This is a genomic window from Colwellia sp. RE-S-Sl-9 (assembly GCF_048296855.1).
In the GTDB taxonomy this organism is placed as follows: Bacteria; Pseudomonadota; Gammaproteobacteria; order Enterobacterales; family Alteromonadaceae; genus Pseudocolwellia.
Genome location: NZ_CP182631.1, coordinates 762,824 through 787,735, shown reverse-complemented (window position 1 = coordinate 787,735; position 24,912 = coordinate 762,824). Strand labels below are relative to the sequence as shown.

Sequence of the window (24,912 nt, the reverse complement as noted above, 5' to 3'; positions counted from 1 at the left end):
GAAGTATAAATGATCAATTGGTTATTGCGTTGGTATAACTCTCCATTACGTTTATAAGGACATCTCATTGCTTTCCAATACCAGTAAATATCAATTAGTCGACAATGTACTTTTTCAAAAAGTAGATAACGAAACCGTTATTTTAGAACCTGAAAATGGCAATTATTTTACCTTAGATCCCGTAGGTACTTTCATGATTGAAAACTTGCAAGAAGGTAAAAATTTAGAACAAATAATTGAAAGTGTAAAAAGCACTTACGATGTATCAGCAAGCGAAGTAGAAACTGACTTAAACGAATTACTCACCAACATGATCAACCAAAAGCTTATTATTGAAAGCTAATAAATTAAAGCGCAAAGGTTATTGCGATTGGTATTAAGTGAACGTGCAGTTGTAGTGTGTAAGTGAAATGTTTAGGTAAAGCATAAATGAAACAACATAAATGAAAATACGTAAGCTTTTTACATTTTCGTGGTATGAATTTTTGATACTGGTTAAGTCGTGGTGTCTTTATTTAAAATGGGATCTATTAATATCAAAATTCCATCATAAAAAATGGCAAGTTAGTCTTGCTAATCCTAACCCTCATTCAGCTAAACCAATGCTTGATCACAATCAGCTACAACGTATTTTTAATATTATAAAAATAAACGAAACAGCAGGGCGTAATCATTTTCGACACATGAATTGCTTACGTCGTTGTTTATGTCAAAAAGACTTACTTAACCGTTACGGTATTCAATCAAAATTACATCTTGGTGTTAAATTTGAAAACAGTAAACTCGCAGCGCATTCGTGGTTAACAGTAAACGACAAAATTATCAACGACTCACAAGACGTTATAGCAACCTACAAAGAACTAAAAACCTTAAAAGACGATCAAACACTTTCAATGCTTAAATAAACTCAAATTAAACACAATGAGTTTGATACCAAGATTGCGTTAAAATAGCGTACAACATATCTACATTTAAATGACAGTTAGGGTTACGTACCAACTCATCAAATTCACGTAGCAATACACTATTATCTAACAAACCTAAATCGTGTAATCCGCTATGGCTTAGCAAGGTTCTTAATTCTTCTTCATTACTACGTACTAAATTAGCAAAATGATGATCGAACACCGTTTTATGTTTATTCCACACAACCGACTCAGGTAAATAGTTTTCCATAGTTTTTCTTAATAACCATTTGGGATAACTGCCTTGAATCAACATTTTTTCAGGAATAGCAAAACTAAAATCAACCACATCAGTATCAAAAAACGGATGCCTAACATCAACACCATATTGATTCGCTACCTTTTGATAAGAGCGCATAGAATTATAAGTAGAAGTCGTTTTTAATGAATGGTAACGAGCAAATTTAGCTGGCTCAAAACGTTTGCTAAAAGGGTTAGCCATTACATCTTCTTCTAATAAACTAATTGCTTCATCGGTTAGCCAAGCTGAGCTTATATTGTCGGTAATGTTATCGGTACGGCTTACACGCGGTTTATTTAGTGCAAACCTAATTAAATTTTGCACAGTGTGCGGTACTAACGGTTTTACAAATAACTTAATTAAAGAACTCGCTACAGGCTCATTCAGCTCACCACACGCTTTTACAACTTCGTTAATTACACCAAGCTCACCTTTATATAAGCGCGATCTATAAGACGAACTATGGCCCCAGCAAACTTCGTCACCACCATTACCCGTAAGCAACACATTGGCTTTTAAGCTTTGCATTAAAGCTAGCTCTTCATGATATTTAGGTGAAAGCACAATACCCGGATTATCAAAATCGGTAGGATAAAGCTCAGTAAAGCCAATATCGTCAAATTTATCTAACTCAACAAAATGCGGGTTAGCTAAACCTAACTTAGCAATCATATCGTTAATGTTGCTCATTTCATCACAGCTTTGTGTTCTTTTATAACTATGCGACAGTGTATGCAGCGTTTGATTATTTTTCTTAGACTCAATATTCGCTATAGCCGTAACAGAAGTAGAATCCATACCACCGCTCATTTGTGTAAATACAGGCGCATTATTAGCCACACTTGTATTGGTGCTTGCTACTAAACGGTTAGCTACACTTTGCGACAGTAAATCAAAAAAGTGTTGCTCGTATTCATCAGTATTAGCATAGCGTATGCGCTTATCAGTATTAACATCCCAAAACTTAGAAACCACCAAAGTATTTTCACGCCAAACAAGTTGATGCCCATTAGGTAAACGTTTTATTTCATTAAACATAGAAATATTAGGATCAGGCCTGCCTGAAAGCCATTGAGCAATAGCGCGTTTATTTACCGTAAGATTAACATCAGGGTGGCTTGCCAAAACCTGCGCGTCAGACGCTACATAAAACACATCATCAACTTGCATATAAAAGAGGGAACCCGTATTAAAGGGATCAATAGCGGCATGTAATTCTTGCAACTCTTCATCCCAAATAACATAACTAAAATTACCTTTTAATTGATAAGGGAGCTTACGGTTAAATCTTTTATAGAGAAGACATAAAAGAGAAGAGTCAGTTGGAGCCGATAAAGTGTCGGATTTCTTTACACTTGAATGAGGATCGAAAATATCAGCTAAAAGATCCTTTTTATTATCAATTCTGCAGTTACTAATTACGTGTACTAACTCATTTAAAGGTGTTTCAGTAACACTATACGCAGATAAATCGTTTTCGCTTTTCGCATTGTTATTTTCAACAGGAGTGTAATAAGTTAAATAAAAAATATTGTTTTTCGTTTTTGTAAGTTCTTTATTTTTAAGGTTATATTTGTTTTTTAATGTAATGTCTTTAATGTTTTTTAATACATTGTTTGTATTAACGAGTGAACTAAAAGCGGCAAATAAATTGTCCATAAAAATAACATCCCCAAAAATAGAGTAAACAAACGTTAATATACAAGAAATAAAATCACATAATAGGTTATTTTATTTCTTCTATATTTAGCTAATTTTGCAATACAATTGTCATCTAAATGTTGTAAAATTACTACGCTAAAAAATAAGTTAATCAAAATAACAAACATGAAAACAGTTAAAACTTAAGTATTTGCTCTATTATTGAGCAAATTCAAAGTTTATACGCCATAGTTAAGCGCATTTTTTTTGTTTTGTCTGATATTTTTACAGTAGAGTGTTAGATACTAAAATTAATGTTTAGATTGTTAATAAGTTAATGTTATTAAAGGTTAATATTATGATGGCTTAGTTTTTGCTTGAAATTAGCGTAAACTTACTTGTAAACATTCCTCTTAAGGAGAAGATTCATGTTAAAAAAATTAATTATCGGAACAACATTATTATCAACTAGCTTATTTTCACAAGCAGGTATTATAAGTGTGATTGATGGTGCTGATATGGCTGGTATTGAAGTTACTGCAACGTTTGGTAACGGAACTACTGAAACTCTTACTTGGGCTGTAACAGGCGCTGATTCAGGTGGCGTTTCAGGAGCAAGTTGGTCATTATCTTTATCTGGCGATACATTTGGTGATTACGATAGTGTAACCAATACCTTTTTTGGTGACTGGTTATTAGAGAATACATCTGAAGCAACAGGTATTGTAGGTTTATCAGTAAATGGCGCTATTGCAGACATCTATTTTGATGACATCGACACAGTAGAGCATACACCAGGTTCTAATGCAGGTCGTCCATTTGCAACAGCTTCTACAGATATTTCTGCTTCTTTCTCAAACGTATTCAGCGCACCTGATTTATTCGGTACTATGGATATTGCTTGGAATGCAGGAACATCTTTAGCTTTAGGTGAATCACTTACGTTTTTAACAGATACTGATAAATCTGTAGTATCTGAGCCAGCTACAGCATTAGTATTTTTATCAGGTTTATTAGCGTTAGTTAATATTCGTAGAAAGTCTTAAGTTAGAAACCAAAAGGAAGTAAAGACATGAACTCTATAGAAACAACTGAGAACAGTACATCTTTAAAAAGTTACACTAAACCTGTATTAACAAATGCAGGTAACTTAGCTGAACTTACGCAAGGCTTCGCTGGAAGTATTCCAGACGAGCAGGGCGGCCACACAAAACGTAACCCATTCCAAGGGTAATATGTTTTCTATAAAGCCTATAACCGTCAGAGGTTATAGGCTTTTTAATATCTAATAAAAATGAATCTTTTATATAAAATACCTTTGCATGGTATAGCTTGCGAACCTTTTTGTGATCGTAAAAATCACTCGATAGCGCAGCACATTAACATCAACTTTAGCGCTTTTAACATCAATACATTTGATCAAACCCGTATTGAAAATAAAGAAGCGAACTGGGTAATGGAAGACAATGGCGAACGTTATAAATCAACCGTTAGCTTATATATACAAGATCAAAAGGCTAACAACCCAAAGTACATACTTAAAGTTGATTGCCAAGGTAAAGGTCTATTTAAAATAGACAAAAATAACATAGACATAAGTTGGTATAACAAAGGCACCGATTCAGCGCACTATTTTCAAACCGTAGGCATGGCATTATGGTTAGAAATAAACAACGTATTGTGCATACACGCAAATGCCTTAGCCTACAAAGATCATGCAATTGCCTTTGTAGCACCAAGCAGAACAGGTAAAACAACGCTTACAGCAGAGCTTTGTAAAAAAGAATTTTCAGTAATGACCGACGACATGATGGCATTACACCAGCAAAATAATGAATATGTTGTTTATCCAAGTTGGCCCATAGCACGCATGTGGCCAGAAACATTAGAGATAATAAACAACAAAAAGAACACAAACGAGCTTGAAAAAGTTCATCAAGATTTTGCTAAAAAAATTATTAGTATTAACGAAAACAGCGGTTTTAATTTTTGCGAACAACCTAAAAAATTAAAAACAATTTATATATTAAACAGAGTTGAAGGCACTACAAATACTTCTGAAAATAATAATAAAATTTCAACAGTTTGTAATATAACAACATTATCATCTGCTGAAGCTGTAATTTTATTAATACAAAATAGTATTTTAGGCAGTGCTTACAAAGCATTGTCTTTAGAACAACAGCGCTTTATTAAGCTTACACAATTAGTAAAAAATGTAAGTATTAAAAAAATAACGTACCTGAGTGGTAAGCAGTACTTGAACACTGTTCAAGAGATAATCATTAACGACTTAAGTGAATAAATATCAACTAAAACTAAATAAATAAAAGTAAATTTATTTTAGTTTTAGTCTATAATATAACAACTTAAATCAACGTGTTTATGGAAGTTTAGTAAAATGGAATATGTAGTAAAATGATCAACGATAATAACGGTATCATAAAAAACAACATCAATGTTTTCGCTGTAGTTTACCGACTGATTGATTTATCAGTTATTCATCTCATGATAGTTTTAGCCATATATAGCTATTCACTCACATACACCAAAGAATATTTCGAACTTTCATTAATTGCCTCTATTGGTTTCTTCTTAACGGCTGAATCTTTTGCCTTGTACCGTTCATGGCGTGCTGGATTTTTCAATGAGATTGTCTTTTACACCTTTATTTCATGGGGGTGTGCTGCTGTTTTAATCATAACGTACATGTTTTTTACTAAACAATCAGAAGACTTCTCTCGAGTTACTGTTGTTATCTGGTTTATTTCTACTTTTATTTCGCTTGTCGCATGGCGTCTATTGTTTAACCGCTTTTTAGCGAGAATTAGACGTAAAGGTTTAAATACACGTAGTGTTGCTATTATCGGCGTTACTAAATCAGGTAAGCGCTTAGCTCAACAAATATTAGACCACCCTGAAACAGGCTTTCGTTTAACAGCTGTTTTTGACGACAGAGTACCTGAAAGACTTGAAGCTACTTATCACGCGTGGTTAGAAGGCAAGATAAAAGAAGGCGTAGAACGCGCAAAAAATAACGAGTTTGACGTAGTTTATATTGCTCTGCCTATGGTGGCAGAAGCTCGTATTAAACACATATTACAATTACTTGGCGACACCACTGCTAACGTACAACTAGTGCCAGACTTATTCGTATACACACTAATGAATGCCTCCATGTCGCATATTGGTAATATTCAAACCATCAGCGTATACGACAACCCTATGCGTGGTGGTAACGCGGCACTTAAACGATTTGAAGACATCTTATTCTCACTCGGTATTCTTACACTAATATCCATACCACTACTTCTTATAGCTATCGCTGTAAAAGTAACCTCAAAAGGTCCTGTAATCTTTAAACAAAATAGATACGGGCTTGACGGTAAAAAAATAAAAGTATGGAAGTTCCGTTCAATGACGGTTACTGAAAATTCAGACGTAGTAACTCAAGCAACTAAAGGTGATGCACGTATTACTCCGCTTGGTGCTTTTTTACGACGAACATCTCTTGACGAGCTACCGCAATTTATCAATGTATTGCAAGGCAGAATGTCTGTTGTTGGCCCTCGCCCTCATGCCGTAGCTCATAACGAGTCATATCGTAAACAAGTAGATTTTTATATGTTACGCCATAAAGTGCGCCCAGGTATTACTGGTTGGGCACAAGTTAACGGATGGCGCGGCGAAACAGACACCATAGATAAAATGGAAATGCGTATAAAATACGACCTTGAATATATTCGCAATTGGACCCTATGGCTTGACGTAAAAATTATCATATTTACCGTATTTAGATCGTTTAACGACAAAAATGCATACTAGATCCCTAATTAGAAAAATTAGTGGGATTCGCTGACAGGTTTAACTTTTGGGGTGTTTAACCCTTAAATGTTTTATCACTGCTCGGTGAAGCGCGAAGCGCCACGGTGTACTCTGTGGTGAAAAAGGTTTTATGGTTTATTCCCTAATTAGAAAAATTAGTGGAATTCGCTAACAGGTTTAATGACTTAAATTGAATACTTTAAGGAAATAAGAAGAAAATGAAAGTTACTTTTTACGGAATAGGCTACGTAGGCCTCGTACAAGCAGCAGTATTAGCTGATGCAGGACACGACGTTTGTTGTGTAGACATAGATCAAAACAAAATTGATGATCTTAAAAAAGGAATTATTCCAATATACGAACCGGGTTTAACACCACTGGTTGAAAGTAACTTTGCAGAAGGGCGTTTAATTTTCACAACCGATGCTGAATTTGGCGCTAATTTTGGTGAATTACAGTTTATTGCCGTAGGTACACCACCAGATGAAGACGGCTCAGCCGACTTAAAATACGTACTTAAAGTAGCAGAAACCATCGCTACTCACATGACATCACCTAAAGTAATAATCGACAAATCAACCGTACCTGTAGGCACTGCCGACAAAGTAAAAGCCCAAGTTAATAAAGTGCTTGATGCCCGTTTTCCTGATAACAGTGCACCAACATTTGCCGTAGTTTCAAACCCTGAATTTTTAAAAGAAGGTTCAGCGGTAGCTGATTGTAAACGCCCAGATCGCATAGTAATAGGCACAGACTCTACCGAAGCTGAAGAACTCATGCGCGAGCTTTACGCACCATTTAACCGTAATCATGAAAAAATTATAGTAATGGACATCAAATCAGCTGAGCTAACAAAATACGCAGCTAACTGTATGCTAGCCACCAAAATAAGCTTCATGAACGAAATGGCAAACATAGCCGAACGCGTAGGGGCAGATATTGAAAACGTTCGCCACGGCATAGGTTCAGACCCACGTATAGGTTACCAATTTATATACCCAGGTTGTGGTTACGGTGGTTCATGTTTCCCTAAAGACGTACAAGCACTTGTACGCACAGCAGACGGTATTGGCTACGAGTCACAAATACTTAAAGCCGTTGAAGCCGTTAACTACGCACAAAAGAACAAACTATTTGAATACATCTCAAAACACTTTGGTTTAGCCGAAAATCCTAATGCCATTAAAGGTAAAACCTTTGCTCTTTGGGGATTATCATTCAAACCAAACACCGACGACATGCGCGAAGCACCCAGCTTAGTATTAATGGAAGCACTATGGAAAGCAGGCGCTAAAGTACAAGCCTACGACCCAGAAGCCATGGAAGAAACTCAACGTATTTGTGGTAACCGTAACGATTTAAGTTTAATGGGCACTAAAGAAGCTGCTCTTAAAGGCGCTGATGCACTAGTTATTTGTACCGAATGGCAGAACTTCAAAGCTCCAGATTTCAACAGTGTTAAAGCTGAATTAAGCGAAGCGGTAGTATTTGATGGTCGTAACCTGTTTGAACCAGTGCGAATGAAAGCAAAAGGCTTTGATTACTGGTCAATTGGTCGTTTAGCTCAATAGAACTCACTATGGTTAATTATGCTGCAAGTAAAGATGCTACATATTTAGAATTGTTGAAAATTGCAAAATTATCAGACAATTCAACGTATTCATCATTGCAGCTTAATAACATCGTTATTGCGTTAAATAGTTTAAATGAATATCAATTTGTACATAAACGAATTATTCCTTTATTAAAGTCAAAAGCAAAAAAATTGAATGTTTTTGATTTATTAAATACTGATATTCAAGAGCTATTAAATAACGAAACACAAAAAGGTGTCATTACCGAGCTAGGGCAAAAGAGTCAACTAACCAGCATAGTTAAAGCGCTATCAGCAGAAAATATCCCTGTAATATTGTTAAAGGGATCTGCTTTTGCTCTCTCATTATATAAGGCTAGTGCACCTAGAACGTCTAACGATATCGATATACTCGTTAAAGGTGATGATTGGGAACAAGCTAAAAAAATCATTAGCTTAATAATGAAACCATTACCTATTAAAAATAAACAGGTATTTGATAATTTATACGAAACCTCTTTTATCCCAAAAAGTAAAATAGGTGCAACAGTAGATTTACATAAATCACTAGTTCACCCCTATTTGTTTAATATAAACGAAAAACAGCTATGGCAAGAAAGTGTTAAGCACAATGAGTATGCATCTGATCTGGTAAGAGTTTTATCACCAGAATATGCAATTAACCATCAAGCATTACATGCATTTAAAGATATGGATTTTTCAAAGTATAACTTAGTTGACGTACATGAAATTATTAAACAAAACCCGATAAATTTAGCTAAAGCATTCGCAATAGCTAAACAGTGGGGCAGTAGTGTTCCCTTATTTGTCTTACTTAATAATTGTAGTCAAATAATGGCAACGTTCTCGGTAGAAGAAGTAAAACTGATACAAAACTCAAAGCCTAATAGCGTTACACAGGTTTTATGTAAAAAGTTAATAAAATCAAAAGCTAACAAGTTAACGAATAACAGCAAAACATTTAAATACAGAATATTGCAGCTTATATCCCAATTTGTTTTTACAGGAAGTTTTATTAGGCCAATTAGCCTACAGTGGATGTTTATCAAAAAAATATTCAAAAATAGTGTAATTGCTACAGAACATTAATTATCAGATTAATCTATTAAAGATTAAATTAAATTACAGAGGAAAATGTGTCTAAATTCTTTTTTAAAATTAAAACACAGTATGAAAACTTAGGTGACGCATTGATTAACCGTCAATTACTTAAACTAATGAAAGATTCAGGTGAAGTTTATATAGATGCTAGTCATGTGCCTGATGGCTTTTTAGATAAGATTAATATTAAAGAAGAGACGGGATGTTATTTATTAATGTCATTTCTTTTTTACTTTAAATTACTTTATTTAGCGTTAATAAAAAGAGAAATAGTATATCTTTTCCTTAATCCAGGTGGATATGGTGGTGAGATTTCTAATTCCTCTTATTTCAAAAAAAATATTTCATATTTAATATCTCGTTTTTTTTCAATTTGTGGAGTTAGGATTTGTCATATTGGTATTTCCTATTCAGATTTAGGGATAAGGCATGCAAAAATCTTATCAAAAGTAACTAAAAACCTATATTTCCATGCCGTTAGGGATCAAATCTCTTGGGATTGCGCTAAAAATAATGGTGTTTTTGTAAATCAAATATTACCTGACTTAGCACTTAATTTAAAAACTGACTTTGAATATAAAGAACGCCCACAAGACTACTTTATTAGTATACGTGATTCTAAAGAGAGTGATTATTTTGATAATGTTTTATGTTTTATAAATGAAGTAAATCGAACACAAGAAATAATTACTACTGGTTTCCAAGTTGAATTTGATAAAGAGGTTAACAATTCTCTAATACAAAATTCAGATGTGAACGATAAAAGTACATTATCTTTAACTTCATCATTAGATGAGAATGTAGCTTTTTATTCAACTTGCAAATATGTTTTAAGTAACCGATTACATGTTTTACTTTTGGCACTATCTGCAGGAGCTATTCCAATAGCTGTAATTAATAGAAAGGAAAATGCAAAAATTGTTGGGATATTTGAATCATTAGACTTATCCCATTGTTTAATCGATAGTTCTGAAGTTTCTCTTCAAAAAATAAAATCGATGAGTATTGATACTGAGAAACTAAAGTTAAAATTTAAAGAATCATCTCAACTTCTTCAGCAGTTTTTTGAAAGTTTAGATTAACCATGTTTGATATTGCAAAGGTACTTTGGATTTCAATGGGGAGAGTTGGTGTACAGCTGTCCTCATTAATTGTGTTTTTCTTTTCTGCAAATTATTTATCTCCCAGTGAATACGGGATATTTTCATTAATTACAATTGGTTTAATAATAAGCGAGTTAACCGCTCGTGAATGTGTTGAAAATTACTTGTTAACTCGACCTGACGAGGTTAAAAATATATTTAAAGTTTCTTGGCTTATAGGGTTTATTTTAGGTTTGTTAATATCTGTTGGAGTATCTTATCTTATTCCTAATATATCGTTTCTAAGCACCACATATTTTTTAATATTTGCTATTGTTTTTTTTCAATGGCCTGCTGCAGCAATTAGAGGAGGTTTATTAACTAATTTAGCAGTTAAAAAGTTAACATTTATTTCAATATTCACTTCAATTATATCTGCTATTGTCGCTATTTTATTATTAATGAATGACGCAGGAATAAATTCATTATTATCACAACAGATACTTATATGGTCAGGAATGAGCTTTTTAGGTTGGTTAGTCTTAAGAGTGACTAAAACAGTTAATAAAAAAACTGTTTTTAATAACTGGTTAGCACATTGTAAATTTGGTACAACGTCGTCTTTGTTAACAGTTGCTTCAAATAGGCTAGATTACATTGTTATAGCTTCAGTATTTAATATGCATGATGTAGGGTTATACGCATTTGTAAAACGTATATATCAAATAATACAAGATGTTTTTTCAAGCGGAGTTGAAAGATATTTAATTGTATTCTTATCAAAGCTTAGTAAAAGTGATTTTATAAATAACTCAATTAAAACCAAAATATATATGTTTGTCTTAATGTTAATTGTAGTTATTGTTACATCATTGTTAGCACCTATTCTTTTTCCTATTTTCTTTGGTGATAAGTGGCAAGATTCATATCCACTTTTTGCATTAATGGGAGGGGTAGTTATATTTTCTTCTTTATTAAGTTTAGCTCGATCTGATCTTTATGCTCAGAAAGCAATGAAAGCTATTACATTAGGAAAGTTTTTTGAGCTTCTTATTAGTTGCTTACTTATTTTTAGTTTAGGACTAATTGGACTAAAAGAAATGGCTATTGCTAGCAGCTTACGTTATCTAATCGTATTCATAATAGTTTATTGGTTTGTTATAAAAGTCACAAAAAAAACAACTAATAATAACATTCATATTCTTAGTTTATTGTTGTGCTTATTTATAACAACTAATTATATCCCATTTGTCGATATCAAATATTAGGAGGTTTTAATTTATGATTTTTATTAAAAATATTTACCTTATTTTAATGCTTTTTAATATTTCAATTAATTTATCTTTAAGGAATATTGCATATTTATTTAAAATCGGCTTTCTACAGAACTTTAAAATGGCTAAAAAATGAATCTATTATTCGGCTTTAGGTTTTTATCAGATTACATGTGGAATATAAAAGCATTCACCATCGCATTCATTCCTCTTACACTTATACTTTGTGCTGAATTGCATAGGCAATTTTATATTAACAATAAAGGGTGTATACCATCACTATCCAAAGTAGACTTCTTTCTGTGGGGGTATATCTGCTTAATATCTTTATCATTTTTTTCTTATGGGGGTGTAGGTTCTGTAGAAATATATGTAAAAATATTAACTGTGCTAATTGCTTTTTATTTGGGGAAAGTAACTCCTTTATTTAATATCAAAAAAATATATTTATTTTATATCCCAATTTATCTAATTATTATCTTGTATCTTATATCAGGTAATGGTTTTCAATATTGGGGAAGTATTGTTACTTTTTCAGGTGGTTATTTTTATAAAACTGATTTAGCGATTGGTCTAACATTATTTACTGTTTTTATGTTGGTAAGCAATCTTAACGTAAAATTGAAACTTTCTTTTGTATTTTTAAATTTGGTCTTAATATTTCTAGCTAATTCTAGGATGTATTTATTACTGCTACCTATTATTACAGCCCTTTATTTTTATAGACGTATAATCTTTTTAAACACAAAAAGATTTTTTGTAATGCTACCTATCATTTTTTCCTTAATATTTTTAGTCTTTTATTCTTTTAATGATATTTTGTTAAATTTTGGTTTTTTAGCTGTTGATTTTAATGATTTCTTTTCAGGAAAGAACTTACAGGGGAGAGATTTGCTGTGGGATAATTTACTTAGTTCTTATTCAGATTTTTCTTTATTTAATCAACTATTCGGTTCTGGTTTAGTAAAGGATACTGAGTTAGCTTTTCTCACGGGATATTTTGAAAGCACAAATGCACATAATACCTACATTTTTAATTTGATTTCTGTAGGTGTTTTTGGAAGCTTGTTCTTTTTTGCCTTTATTATTACAAGTTTTAAACGTTTACTTTCTTTATTTGAAAAGTATAGAGATTATCCGAAATTATATGATTTATTATATTTGTCGGTTGCATGTACTTTCTTGTTTTTTATTGCAGGTTTTAGTGCAACCGTTATTTCATTTTTACAATTAAGTTGGTTTTATTTTTTCTTTATGGGGGTTTTGTACAGTGTTAATTTTCAAAAATTTAATAAGTGAAGTTATCTTTCTAATAAAAAATAAAGGTAAATCAGATGCATAAAAATTTGGCACCTATTTGTCTTTTTACTTATAACCGCCTTGAAGAAACCAAGCTTACTATAGAGAGTCTTCAAAAAAATTATTTGGCTAATCAGAGTAAACTCTATATTTTTTCTGATGGTGGGAAAAATGAAACATCTATCAAGTCAGTAGCAGCAGTAAGGGAATACCTTAAGCAAGTTAACGGTTTTAAAGAAGTTATAATTATAGAGTCAAAAGTTAATAAAGGCTTAGCTAATTCAATAATAGAGGGTGTTACGCGTATTATTAATGAGTACGGAAAAATCATTGTAATGGAGGACGATTTAGTTACATCATCAAATTTTCTGTCTTATATGAATGAAGGGTTAGCGTTCTATGAGTCGTCAAAAAATATTTGGAGTGTATCGGGTTTTTCATTTCCAATAGATTATCCAAAAAGCTATGAATTTGATAACGCGTTTGGTGTAAGAGCTTCTTCTTGGGGATGGGCTACATGGAAAAGTAGATGGGATTTAGTCGATTGGGATGTGACAGATTACACTGAATTCCTCAATGATAAAAAATCTCGTAAAGCTTTTAATCGTGGTGGGAGCGATATGTGCAGTATGCTCCACGCACAAAGGACCGGTAAAATTAACTCTTGGGCAATTAGATTTTGTTACGCACAATTTAAGCAACAAGCTTATGATATTTTACCTGTTAAATCTAAGGTAGTTAATGTTGGCTTCAACGGTGATGCATCTAATACTGAAGGCATGGGAACTAGATTTAGAGCAAACTTAGATGAAGAGGGTAAGTCTACTTTTACATTTAATAACAATATTGCGCTTAATGAGGATGTACTGAAGCAATTTAGAAAACCCTTATCTATTTCTGTAAGATTACTATCTAAAATCAAAAGAAAAATCAAATTTTGGAGTTAAATTTAACTGTATGTTTAACAAAATTAAAAAAGCGTTTAAAAGTAATGACAATCTTAAAGGGTTAATAATTGTTGTTTGTTTTTACTTTACTCATGCACTTCGCATTAAATGTACTAATAAGTTGATGTTAATTGTTTGCTCTCCAATAATTGTTTTATACAAATTTATCACAGATATTATTATAGGCTGCGAGATTCCTGTTTCTACCAAAATAGGTGAAGGTTTAGTTATTCATCATGGCCGCGGTTTAGTATTAAATAAAAATGTTGTAATTGGTAATAATGTTACCCTTAAACATAATACAACAATAGGTAATAAAGAAGATCTAAACGGTAATGATCTAGGCTCTCCTATTATTGGTAATAATGTAATAATAGGCCCTAATACAGTAATTATAGGTCCAATTACAATTGGAGATAATACTATTATCGGTGCTGGTTCTGTAGTGGTAAAGAATGTTGCCGATAATTCAATAGTTGCAGGTAACCCCGCAAAAGTAATAAGGAAGTTAGTTTGAAAGTTTTATTCGTTCATAATTTTTATCAAATAGCAGGTGGCGAAGATGCTGTTTATAAAAATGAAATGGATTTATTGAAAGAGAACGGCAATGAAGTTATTGAATATACCGTTGATAATGCTTCTATTAATAGCTTGTGGGATAAAGTATGTGTAATGTTCGGCACTATTTTTTCTTTTTCACAGTACCAAAAAGTTAAACGTGTGCTTCAAAATAGCTCTCCTGATGTTGTACATGTTCACAATTATTTCCCTTTAATATCACCCTCTGTTTTTTATGCATGTAAAAAAATGAATATTCCTGTTATACACACATTGCATAACTATAGAGCCGTTTGTCCAACCGCTTTATTGATGCATAACGGTAAAGTATGTGAAAAAAGCATAGAAAACTCTGCTTGGTGGTCTGTTAAACAGAAAGTGTACCGTGATTCGTTAGTAGGTAGTTTTATTTTAACTTGCATGGTTGAACTTCATAAAAAAATAGGTACGTGGCAACAACAAGTAAGTTGCTATATCGCGCTAACTCAATTTGCTAAAAATAAATATGTAGAAGCAGGTTGGCCAGAACATAAAGTGGTTATTAAACCTAATTTTATTGCAGACCCTTTTAACGGCGATACGGTAATTAATAAAAAGGGTGGATATGCTATTTATGTTGGTCGTTTAAGCGAAGAAAAGGGAATTGATTTAATTTTAAAAGCTTGGGATAAAATTGACTTACCTCTTAAGGTAGTAGGCGAAGGGCCTTTAAAAACATTAGTTGAAAATTCAACGTGCGAAAACGTTGAATATTTAGGTTTACAACAAAAGAAAGATGTACTTGAACTTGTTAAAAATGCTGACTTTATTGTAATGGCCTCAACATGGTTTGAAGGTTTTCCTATGGTGTTGGTAGAAGCTATGGCCTGTGGTACTTGCGCTTTAGTACCAAAGTTAGGAAGCATGGCTGAAGTTGTTGAAGATAATGTTACGGGGGGGCATTTTAACGGTGATTGCGACGACTTTATTCAAAAAGCACGCACTTTAATTAATAACCCTGCATTAGTTCAACAAATGAGTGCAAACGCACGAAATACGTATTTATCAAAGTACACATCGGCACAAAATTTTAAACTGTTAAATAACATTTATACACAATCAATTAATCAAGGTTATAACAATGGATAAGCGCTGCGAAATTATTTCTATGGGGGTTAATGTTACTAACCTTAAAGATGCATTATGTACTGTTGAAATGCTTTCAAAAAAAGAGCAAGGGGCTTACGTTTGTGTTTCAAACGTTCATATGTGTATTGAGGTGTTAGATTCAGAAGACTTTTCAAACGTGGTTAATTCTGCCGATTTAGTGATTCCCGATGGTAAGCCTTTATCGTGGGCTCAAAAATTACTAGGGCATAAAGAAGCTGAGCAAGTACGTGGGCAAGATATAATGAACGCTTTATGTGCACAGTCAGGTAAAAAGTCGTTAAATATTGGCTTTTATGGTGGTAGCTCCGATGCATTATTAAATGTGGTTAAAGCTAAGTTATTAGAAAGTTACCCTGATATTAATATTACCTATGCATTTTCACCTCCTTTTCGCCCGTTAACTGAAACCGAAGATGCCGACGTTGTAACTGCTATTAATAATGCTAATGTAAATGTTTTATTTGTGGGTATTGGTTGCCCTAAACAAGAACGCTGGATGGCAGAACATAAAGAAAGCCTGAATTGTGTCATGTTAGGGGTAGGTGCCGCGTATGATTTTATCGCAGGAGAGAAAAAACATGCGCCACGTTGGATACAAAAAATAGGTATGGAATGGATGTTTAGATTATTGTCTGAACCCAAGCGATTATGGCGACGATATTTTTCTACTAATCCAAGATTTATATGGCACTTTAGTAAGCAATATTTCAAGGCTCTAATCAAATAGTCATTAATTATTAAATCAAAATACAGCTATAATGGACAAAAAATATGTTACTTAATAAATTAAAAATTATAACCTTTATCGTTATTTTAAATTTTTTATGTTTATCTTGTGCTAGTAATTCTAAGGATGTTTATAAGAATATTTTTGTTGATTTAAAAGGTGACGACACTAATAGAGGGGATATCAGTGAGCCTTTCAAAACACTAACGAAAGCATTAAGTGTAGCCCGTACTTCGAAAGACAAGGCCGTTACTATATGGCTCCGTGGAGGTGTTTACTCACTTGATAAAACTATTCAAATTACAGCAGTTGACACCCGTAATGTTCAATATCCGTTAATAATTTCAGCATATCAAGATGAAATCGTTAATCTAGTAGGAGCCAAATCTCTACCTTATTGGAGTAAAGTTGTTGATAGCAACATTCTAAGTAAGTTGACTGTTAAATCTAAAAAACAGGTTTATGTAACAGATCTCAATGAATACGATGTAAATGATTTTGGTTTACCTAATCAAGGTGGCGTTTCGTTATTTTATCGCGATAAAAAAATGGTATTGGCTCGTTATCCAAATAATGGGCTTATGCGTGTTGGGAATTTAGTCGAACCTAATACTAAAGTAGTGAGAAACTATTCAGGAAGTAAAAAAGGAAAGTTTCATTATACTGACAGTACTATAAATCGTTGGGTAGGTGAAAAAGATGTTTGGTTAAATGGATACTGGTTTTGGAATTGGCGTGATGAAAATCAGCGTGTTAACAATATAGATGTACATAATAAAACTATATCAATTGAGCCTCCTTATCATTTCTATGGCTACCGACAAGAGCAAGAGTATTTTGCTTTTAATATTCTAGCTGAGCTAGATAGCCCCAATGAATGGTATTTAGATAGAGATAATGGAAAATTATATTTTTACCCTCCAGATGAAATAATGAGAGATAAACCACCTATGTTAGCTGTGGTTAATAATTTAATATCTTTGAGTAATGCCAGCAATATAACTTTTAAAAATTTGAATGTCGCATACAGCAAAAAAAATGGTATTTCCATTGTAGGCGGCGAAAATAATTTAATTGATAATGTCGTTGTTAAACATATAGGCAACAAAGGTATAATCATTAAAGACAGTGATAACAGTACAATAAGTTCAAGTGAAATTTATTCAATTGGCTCTGGTGCTATTGCTATTGAAGGTGGAGATAGAAGTACATTAAAACACGCTAATATATGCGCCATAAATAATAAAATACATGATTATGCCACTATCATACAAACTGCTCAGCCAGGGGTTTCACTATCTGGTGTCGGTAATTGTGCAAAAAATAATGAAATATATAATGCTCCTCATATAGGTATATTTTTTAAGGGTAATAATCACTTAATTGAATACAATAATATTCATCATGTTGTTACTAAAGCAAATGACGCTGGTGCTATTTATGTTGGCAGAGATTGGACAGCTAGAGGCTCAATCATAAAGCATAATTATTTGCACGATATTCAAGGTTACAATGGCAAAGGTGCTAAAGGTGTTTATGTTGACGATGAATCGTCAGGTGTAATAATCACAGGTAATATATTCGATAATGTTTATGACTCTGTTTTTATTGGTGGTGGTAGGGATAATATAGTTGATAAGAACTTATTTATTAATTCTGTAAGATCAATACATATCGATACTCGTGGTGTAACTTGGGCAAAAAAAAGTGGCATCAAACAATTAACTAGTAGGTTGAATGATGTACCTTATAATTCACCTATATGGAAAAATCAATACCCCAAATTATCTAATGTGTTATCTGTTAACCCACGACTACCAGATGGAAATATCATTAGTAATAATGTCTTTTATGATGATAAATGGAACTATGTTTTTGATAAAGCAAAGCCTTATATTCTTTTTGAAAATAATCACCATTTACCAAATAGTTCACCAACAAATAATTATCAAATTAAAGCGCCACTGAAAGGGTTTAGTAATATTCCGTTCGAGAAAATTGGTGTAAAATAACGTAAATAATTTTCATTTAGTAATAAGACTTTCATTTTATGTAAGTGTTAACATTTTAAGATACACATAAGTTTATTGATTTAATTTATATAGGGAAGGCACATGTCTAACAAAGTAGCATTAATTACCGGTGTAACAGGGCAAGATGGATCATACTTGGCTGAATTTTTATTAGAAAAAGGTTATGAAGTTCATGGTATTAAACGTAGAGCGTCTTCGTTTAATACTGAGCGTGTTGATCATATTTATCAAGATGCTCATGCAGTGAACCCTAAGTTCTTTTTACATTATGGTGACTTAAGTGATACGTCTAACTTAACGCGTATAATTAAAAATGTTCAGCCAGATGAAGTTTATAACTTAGGTGCGCAATCACACGTTGCTGTGTCGTTTGAGTGTCCTGAATATACGGCTGATGTTGATGCTATGGGTGCTTTACGTATTTTAGAAGCAATTCGCTTTTTAGGTTTAGAAAAGAAAACGCGTTTTTACCAAGCGTCTACTTCTGAGCTTTACGGTGAAGTTCAAGAAATCCCTCAAAAAGAAACAACTCCTTTTCACCCTCGTTCTCCTTATGCTGTTGCTAAAATGTATGCGTATTGGATCACGGTTAACTACCGCGAATCTTACGGTATGTATGCGTGTAATGGTATTTTGTTTAACCATGAATCTCCGCGCCGTGGTGAAACATTTGTAACACGTAAAATTACGCGTGCTATTGCTAACATTTCTCAAGGTTTAGAGCCTTGTTTGTATCTTGGTAATATGGATGCTTTACGTGACTGGGGTCATGCTAAAGATTACGTTCGTATGCAATGGATGATGTTACAACAAGACGTTGCTGACGATTTTGTTATTGCTACAGGTAAGCAAATCTCGGTACGTGAATTTGTTCGTTTATCAGCTAAAGAAGTGGGTATTTCGTTAGAGTTTTCTGGTGAAGGTCTTGATGAAGTGGCTACTGTTACAGCTATTGAGGGCGATAATGCTCCAGCGCTTAGTGTGGGTGATGTAATTGTTAAGGTTGATCCGCGTTACTTCCGTCCTGCAGAAGTTGAAACGTTATTAGGTGACCCATCTAAAGCGAAAGAAAAATTAGGTTGGACACCAGAAATTACGGTTGAAGAAATGTGTGCTGAAATGGTTGCTAATGATTTAGATAAAGCTAAGCAACACGCTTTATTAAAAGCACATGGCCACAATGTAAACGTATCTGTTGAGTAACTGAAACCCATTTTTAACCACAGAGAACACAGAGGCGCTTCGCGCTCACAGAGGAAGATAAAGGTTTTTTAAGTAAAGACTTTGAACTTCTCCGTGGCTATTCTCGGTGGTAAAGAATATTTTGTGTTTATTGGTAAGTAACTTTAGACATTAACCACAGAGGACACAGAAACGCTTCGCGCTCACAGAGGAGGATATAGGTTTTTAAGTAAAGACTTTGAACTTCTCGGTGGTTAAAAATGTTTTGTGTTTGTAGATTAATTACTATAAATACTAACCACAGAGAACACAGAGGCGCTTCGCGCTCACAGAGGAAGATAAAGGTTTTATAAATTAAGATTTTGACCTTCTCCGTGGTTCTTCTCGGTGGTAAAGAGTGTTTTAGTGTTATTGGTTAGTTATTATAGATATTAACCACAGAGCGCACTGAGTTACACAGAGGAAGATAAAGGTTTTTTAAGTAAAAATTTTGAACTTCTCCGTGGTTCTTCTCGGTGGTAAATAATGTTTAGTGTTTTTGGTTAGTAATTACAGATATTAACCACAGAGAACACAGAGGCGCTTCGCGCTTCACAGAGGAAGATAAAGGTTTTTAAGTAAAGACTTTGAATTTCTCCGTGGCTCTTCTCGGTGGTAAAAATGTTTTAGTGTTTGTTAGTAAGTAACTATAGATATTCACCACAGAGCGCACTGAGTTACACAGAGGAAGGATTTTGTTTATTAAGGTCTACCTCATAAAGCGAAGCGCCTCTGTGGTTAAAAAATGTTTTGTGTTTGTGGGTAGTTATTGATTGTTTCAAAAAATATTCTAATACAACTGAAAAAGGATTTACCGTGATGGAAAAGGATTCCCTAACAGAAAAAGTAATTGGTTGTGCTATTTCAGTACACAAAGAACTTGGACCTGGCTTATTAGAGTCAAGCTACGAACATTGTTTGAATTATGAATTAAACACACAAGGCATTACAGTACAACGACAAGTTACCTTGCCAGTAAAGTATAAATCAATAACAGTTGATGCAGGGTATAGATTAGATTTACTTGTTGAAGATAATTTAATTGTGGAATTAAAGGCTGTCGATAAACTATCGAATATCCATCTAGCGCAAATGATGACTTACCTTAAGCTTACTGGGATTAAGACGGGTTTAATCATTAACTTTAACGTAAGTAAATTAGTTAACGGAATCAAAAGAGTAAGCGTGTAATAAAGTTTTCCTTTGTGTTCTCCGTGGTTAATTTAAAGTTTGGAATTAAAAATGAAAAAGATATTTGTTGCTGGCCATAACGGTATGGTTGGTTCTGCTATTGTTCGTTTGTTAGAAAAACAACCTGATGTTGAGCTTGTTTTACGCTCACGCAAGGAATTAGATTTATTAAACCAGCAAGCGGTTACTGAGTTTTTTGCTAACGAACAAATAGATGAAGTGTATTTAGCTGCTGCCAAAGTAGGCGGTATTGTTGCAAATAATACGTATCCTGCTGAGTTTATTCATCAAAACTTAATGATTCAGTGCAATATTATACATGGCGCGCATTTAGGTGGGGTTCAAAACTTATTGTTTTTAGGGTCTTCATGTATTTACCCTAAGCTAGCTGAACAACCTATGACTGAGTCTGCGTTGTTAACGGCTACGCTTGAACCGACTAACGAACCTTATGCGATTGCTAAAATTGCGGGTATTAAGTTGTGTGAATCGTATAACAGACAATACGGTCGTAATTACCGTTCTGTTATGCCAACTAACTTGTATGGTCCGCATGATAACTTTCACCCTGAAAACTCTCATGTTATTCCTGCGTTGTTACGTCGTTTTCATGAGGCTAAGTTAAATAACTTACCCGAAGTTGTTGCGTGGGGGTCAGGTAAGCCTATGCGTGAGTTTTTACATGTAGATGATATGGCTGCGGCTTCAATTTATGTGATGGAATTAAACCAAGAAACGTATGAAGCGAATACGCAAGAGATGTTGAGTCATATTAACGTGGGTACGGGTGTTGATTGTACGATACGTGAGTTGGTTGAAACCGTTGCTAAAGTTGTTGGGTATGAGGGTTCTATTTCGTTTGATGCGACTAAGCCAGATGGCGCACCGCGTAAGTTGATGGATGTTAGCCGCCTTAAAGATTTAGGTTGGGAATATTCAATTAGTTTAGAAGAAGGTTTAGCGCATAGTTATGAGTGGTTTTTAGAAAATCAAGATAACTTCAGAGCTTAATTTTAAACAGATTTGTTTAACCACAGAGTACACAGAGGAACACCGAGAAAAGACAGAGATTTTTAAGTAAAGATTTTAACTTCTCCGTGGTTCTTCTCGGTGGTTAAATTGTTTTATGTGTTTGGGTTAGTAACTATAGACATATACCACAGAGAACACTGAGTTACACAGAAGAAGATAAAGGTTTTTAAGTAAAGACTTTGAACTTCTCCGTGGCTCTTCTCAGTGGTAAAAATGTTTAGTGTTTGTTAGTAAGTAACTATAGACATATACCACAGAGAGCACTGAGTTACACAGAGGAAGGATTTTGTTTATTAAGGTCTACCTCATAAAGCGAAGCGCCTCGGTGGTTAAATTGTTTTATGTGTTTTGGTTAGTAACTATAGATATTTACCACAGAGAGCACTGAGTTACACAGAGGAAAGATTTTGTTTATTAAGGTTTACCTCATAAAGCGAAGCGCCTCGGTGGTTAAATTGTTTTATGTGTTTGGGTTAGTAACTATAGACATATACCACAGAGAGCACTGAGTTACACAGAGGAAAGATTTTGTTTATTAAGGTTTACCTCTTAAAGCGAAGCGCCTCGGTGGTTAAATTGTTTTATGTGTTTGTTAGTAAGTAACTATAGACATATACCACAGAGAGCACTGAGTTACACAGAGGAAAGATTTTGTTTATTAAGGTTTACCTCATAAAGCGAAGCGCCTCGGTGGTTAAATTGTTTTATGTGTTTTGGTTAGTAACTATAGATATTTACCACAGAGAGCACTGAGTTACACAGAGGAAAGATTTTGTTTATTAAGGTTTACCTCTTAAAGCGAAGCGCCTCGGTGGTTAAAAAATATTTTATGTTATTGGTTAGTCTTTTAATTAGTGTAATTGGCGTAATTAGTTGGCAGGATTTTACTAAAAGATAAAAAGACGTTTTACCACCGAGAAGAGCACAGAGAAGGTCAAAATAATAAACATTTATTACTGTCTTTTACTCTATGGTTAGTCTTTTAATTAGATGACTTGTTTTTAAGTGTTTGGTAATGAATAAGAGTTATTATGTTTTTAGATAAAGAAACGTTTTCCACTGTTATCGAAAGTACGCCTTTGGTGTCTATTGATTTAGTTGTAAAAAACAAACATGGGCAAGCATTACTTGGTGAGCGTTTGAATAAACCCGCTAAAGGCTTTTGGTTTGTACCTGGTGGTCGAATTTTAAAAGACGAGTCTATGGCTGATGCTTTTAAACGACTAACCAAAGAAGAGTTAGGGCAAACATTTACTATCGATCAAGCAGAGCTGTTAGGGCCGTTTGATCACTTTTATAAAGATAACGTATTTGGTGACGAGTTTAGTACTCATTACGTCGCTATTGCCTATGTACTTTCACTCGATACAGAGTTAGAACAATTACCGTTAGACGTACAACACGGTAGTTATAAATGGTTTGAAATAGATTCGTTGTTGGGTGAAGAAAACGTTCATCTACACACAAAATGGTATTTTGAAAAAAATTAATAATTAAGTATGAATGTCGGTAAACGGAATGTTGTGTAACCTTTGTTGTTATTTCGTTTTCTTTCAACATTTAAAATTTTATAAATAGGATATTTAAAATGATTTTACCTGTAATTATGGCAGGCGGTTCAGGCACTCGTTTATGGCCATTGTCGCGTAGTAACTACCCTAAACAGTTTTTAGCCTTAGGTTGTGGTAACGATGACAGCCAAACCATGTTGCAACAAACTATCGCTCGCTTAAACGGGTTGAATAATGAACCTTGTATGCTTATTTGTAACGAAGAACATCGTTTTATTGCTGCAGAACAAGTAAGACAATTAGGTGTTGAACACGGCGGTATATTTCTTGAACCTGTAGGTCGTAACACCGCACCAGCAATTGCATTGGCTGCAATTCATGCGTTAGAAACAGCAACCGATGGTGAAGACCCTGTGTTGTTGGTGTTAGCGGCGGATCATGTTATTAACGACGAAGCAGCTTTCCAATCATCTGTTAAAAAAGCCTATGAACATGCAACAAACGACAAATTAGTTACTTTTGGTATTGTGGCTAAAAGTCCTGAAACGGGTTATGGCTATATTAAACGTGGTGATTCAGTTGAAGATGCTTATTTAGTGAGTAGTTTTGTTGAAAAGCCTGATTTAGAAACAGCGAAAAGTTATGTTGATTCTGGTGAGTATTACTGGAACAGCGGTATGTTTATGTTTAAAGCAAGCCGTTATGTTGATGTACTTAAAACCTATAATCCTGAAATTTACAATGCTTGTGTTAAAGCAATGCAAGTACAAAACCAAGATATGGATTTTGTACGTGTAGATAAAGATGCGTTTATGGTGTGTCCTGACGATTCAATCGATTACGCGGTAATGGAACCTTTATGTGCTGAAAATAACTCAGACGTGGTTGTAGTGCCTATGGATGCAGGTTGGAACGATGTAGGGGGCTTTGCTGCTTTATTAGATGTGTCGAAACAAGACGAAAACGGTAATGCTTTTATTGGTGATGTTGAGTCGGTTAACACGCAAGGTACGTTAGTGATCAGTGAAGACAAGTTGGTTACTACCGTAGGTGTTAAAGACTTAATTGTTATTAACACTAAAGATGCGGTTTTAGTTGCTCATAAAAACGAAGCACAACACGTTAAAGCCATTGTTAATAAGCTTAAAGAAAACAACCGTTCCGAAGCGACTATTCATCGTGAAGTTTATCGCCCTTGGGGTAAGTACGATTCAGTTGATAGTGGTGAACGTTTTCAAGTTAAACGTATTACGGTTAAGCCAGGTGCTAAGCTGTCGGTACAAATGCATCATCATCGTGCTGAACATTGGATTGTGGTTTCGGGTATGGCGCGTGTAACTATTGATGAAACAGAGCAATATGTTTCTGAAAATCAGTCGGTTTATATTCCTATTACTGCGGTTCATGCGTTAGAAAACCCTGGTAAAGTTGATTTAGAATTGATTGAAGTACAGTCGGGTTCATATTTAGGTGAAGACGATATTGTAAGATTTGAAGACCGTTACGGTAGGGTAAAATAAT

The 24,912-nt window shown here is 33.9% G+C and carries 22 protein-coding genes; 21 read left to right on the top strand and 1 reads right to left on the bottom strand.

What is annotated here, in order from left to right:
- The first annotated feature begins 67 nt into the window (after positions 1 to 67).
- A complete protein-coding gene (locus ACM9HF_RS03425) occupies positions 68 to 343 on the top strand; it encodes a PqqD family protein (RefSeq protein WP_473614306.1) in 276 nt (91 codons plus the stop codon).
- A 100-nt stretch (positions 344 to 443) separates the two neighbouring features.
- Complete coding sequence (locus tag ACM9HF_RS03420; protein WP_473614305.1) at positions 444 to 905, top strand: lasso peptide biosynthesis B2 protein; 462 nt, start codon at positions 444 to 446, stop codon at positions 903 to 905.
- Between the two features lie 7 nt (positions 906 to 912).
- Here the strand turns inward: ACM9HF_RS03420 and ACM9HF_RS03415 are convergent, their stop codons facing one another.
- Entirely contained in the window at positions 913 to 2,865 is a 1,953-nt protein-coding gene (locus ACM9HF_RS03415; RefSeq protein ID WP_473614304.1) for an asparagine synthase-related protein, read from the bottom strand.
- A 410-nt stretch (positions 2,866 to 3,275) separates the two neighbouring features.
- Between ACM9HF_RS03415 and ACM9HF_RS03410 the strand changes: the two genes are divergently transcribed.
- The 19 genes from ACM9HF_RS03410 (at position 3,276) to ACM9HF_RS03320 (ending at position 24,911) form a co-directional block, all read left to right on the top strand.
- On the top strand, positions 3,276 to 3,893 hold the full coding sequence (locus ACM9HF_RS03410) for a hypothetical protein (RefSeq protein WP_473614303.1): 618 nt from the start codon (positions 3,276 to 3,278) through the stop codon (positions 3,891 to 3,893).
- Positions 3,894 to 3,919: 26 nt separating this feature from the next.
- Entirely contained in the window at positions 3,920 to 4,081 is a 162-nt protein-coding gene (locus tag ACM9HF_RS03405; RefSeq protein ID WP_473614302.1) for a lasso RiPP family leader peptide-containing protein, read from the top strand.
- Between the two features lie 60 nt (positions 4,082 to 4,141).
- Positions 4,142 to 5,152 (top strand): hypothetical protein, encoded by a 1,011-nt coding sequence (locus tag ACM9HF_RS03400; RefSeq protein WP_473614301.1) that lies wholly within the window; start codon positions 4,142 to 4,144, stop codon positions 5,150 to 5,152.
- Between the two features lie 113 nt (positions 5,153 to 5,265).
- The gene (locus ACM9HF_RS03395) at positions 5,266 to 6,672 is read left to right on the top strand and encodes an undecaprenyl-phosphate glucose phosphotransferase (protein ID WP_473614300.1); all 1,407 of its coding nucleotides are present in this window, start codon (positions 5,266 to 5,268) and stop codon (positions 6,670 to 6,672) included.
- A 218-nt stretch (positions 6,673 to 6,890) separates the two neighbouring features.
- Entirely contained in the window at positions 6,891 to 8,243 is a 1,353-nt protein-coding gene (locus ACM9HF_RS03390; protein ID WP_473614299.1) for a UDP-glucose dehydrogenase family protein, read from the top strand.
- 8 nt (positions 8,244 to 8,251) lie between these two features.
- Complete coding sequence (locus ACM9HF_RS03385) at positions 8,252 to 9,355, top strand: nucleotidyltransferase family protein (RefSeq protein ID WP_473614298.1); 1,104 nt, start codon at positions 8,252 to 8,254, stop codon at positions 9,353 to 9,355.
- Positions 9,356 to 9,402: 47 nt separating this feature from the next.
- Positions 9,403 to 10,449, top strand: coding sequence for a polysaccharide pyruvyl transferase family protein (locus tag ACM9HF_RS03380; protein ID WP_473614297.1), 1,047 nt, complete (start codon positions 9,403 to 9,405; stop codon positions 10,447 to 10,449).
- A 2-nt stretch (positions 10,450 to 10,451) separates the two neighbouring features.
- Positions 10,452 to 11,717 carry an oligosaccharide flippase family protein gene (locus ACM9HF_RS03375; RefSeq protein ID WP_473614296.1) on the top strand — a complete coding sequence of 422 codons (1,266 nt, stop codon included), beginning with the start codon at positions 10,452 to 10,454 and terminating at the stop codon, positions 11,715 to 11,717.
- Between the two features lie 138 nt (positions 11,718 to 11,855).
- Positions 11,856 to 13,022, top strand: a complete 1,167-nt coding sequence (locus ACM9HF_RS03370; protein ID WP_473614295.1) for an O-antigen ligase family protein — start codon at positions 11,856 to 11,858, stop codon at positions 13,020 to 13,022.
- 35 nt (positions 13,023 to 13,057) lie between these two features.
- A complete protein-coding gene (locus ACM9HF_RS03365; protein ID WP_473614294.1) occupies positions 13,058 to 13,969 on the top strand; it encodes a glycosyltransferase family protein in 912 nt (303 codons plus the stop codon).
- Between the two features lie 10 nt (positions 13,970 to 13,979).
- On the top strand, positions 13,980 to 14,486 hold the full coding sequence (locus ACM9HF_RS03360; protein WP_473614293.1) for a serine O-acetyltransferase: 507 nt from the start codon (positions 13,980 to 13,982) through the stop codon (positions 14,484 to 14,486).
- Positions 14,483 to 15,655 carry a glycosyltransferase family 4 protein gene (locus ACM9HF_RS03355; RefSeq protein WP_473614292.1) on the top strand — a complete coding sequence of 391 codons (1,173 nt, stop codon included), beginning with the start codon at positions 14,483 to 14,485 and terminating at the stop codon, positions 15,653 to 15,655. The genes ACM9HF_RS03360 and ACM9HF_RS03355 overlap by 4 nt, the downstream gene beginning before the upstream one ends.
- Positions 15,648 to 16,403, top strand: a complete 756-nt coding sequence (locus ACM9HF_RS03350; protein ID WP_473614291.1) for a WecB/TagA/CpsF family glycosyltransferase — start codon at positions 15,648 to 15,650, stop codon at positions 16,401 to 16,403. Before ACM9HF_RS03355 ends, ACM9HF_RS03350 begins: the two co-directional genes overlap by 8 nt.
- 44 nt (positions 16,404 to 16,447) lie before the next feature.
- A complete protein-coding gene (locus ACM9HF_RS03345) occupies positions 16,448 to 18,415 on the top strand; it encodes a right-handed parallel beta-helix repeat-containing protein (RefSeq protein ID WP_473614290.1) in 1,968 nt (655 codons plus the stop codon).
- A gap of 102 nt (positions 18,416 to 18,517) precedes the next feature.
- On the top strand, positions 18,518 to 19,639 hold the full coding sequence (gene gmd / locus ACM9HF_RS03340) for a GDP-mannose 4,6-dehydratase (RefSeq protein ID WP_473614289.1): 1,122 nt from the start codon (positions 18,518 to 18,520) through the stop codon (positions 19,637 to 19,639).
- A gap of 837 nt (positions 19,640 to 20,476) precedes the next feature.
- Positions 20,477 to 20,848 carry a GxxExxY protein gene (locus tag ACM9HF_RS03335; RefSeq protein ID WP_473614288.1) on the top strand — a complete coding sequence of 124 codons (372 nt, stop codon included), beginning with the start codon at positions 20,477 to 20,479 and terminating at the stop codon, positions 20,846 to 20,848.
- Between the two features lie 51 nt (positions 20,849 to 20,899).
- Complete coding sequence (fcl, locus tag ACM9HF_RS03330; protein ID WP_473614287.1) at positions 20,900 to 21,859, top strand: GDP-L-fucose synthase; 960 nt, start codon at positions 20,900 to 20,902, stop codon at positions 21,857 to 21,859.
- A 1,052-nt stretch (positions 21,860 to 22,911) separates the two neighbouring features.
- The gene (locus ACM9HF_RS03325) at positions 22,912 to 23,370 is read left to right on the top strand and encodes a GDP-mannose mannosyl hydrolase (protein WP_473614286.1); all 459 of its coding nucleotides are present in this window, start codon (positions 22,912 to 22,914) and stop codon (positions 23,368 to 23,370) included.
- A gap of 98 nt (positions 23,371 to 23,468) precedes the next feature.
- On the top strand, positions 23,469 to 24,911 hold the full coding sequence (locus tag ACM9HF_RS03320; protein ID WP_473614285.1) for a mannose-1-phosphate guanylyltransferase/mannose-6-phosphate isomerase: 1,443 nt from the start codon (positions 23,469 to 23,471) through the stop codon (positions 24,909 to 24,911).
- The last annotated feature ends 1 nt before the right edge of the window (position 24,912 follow it).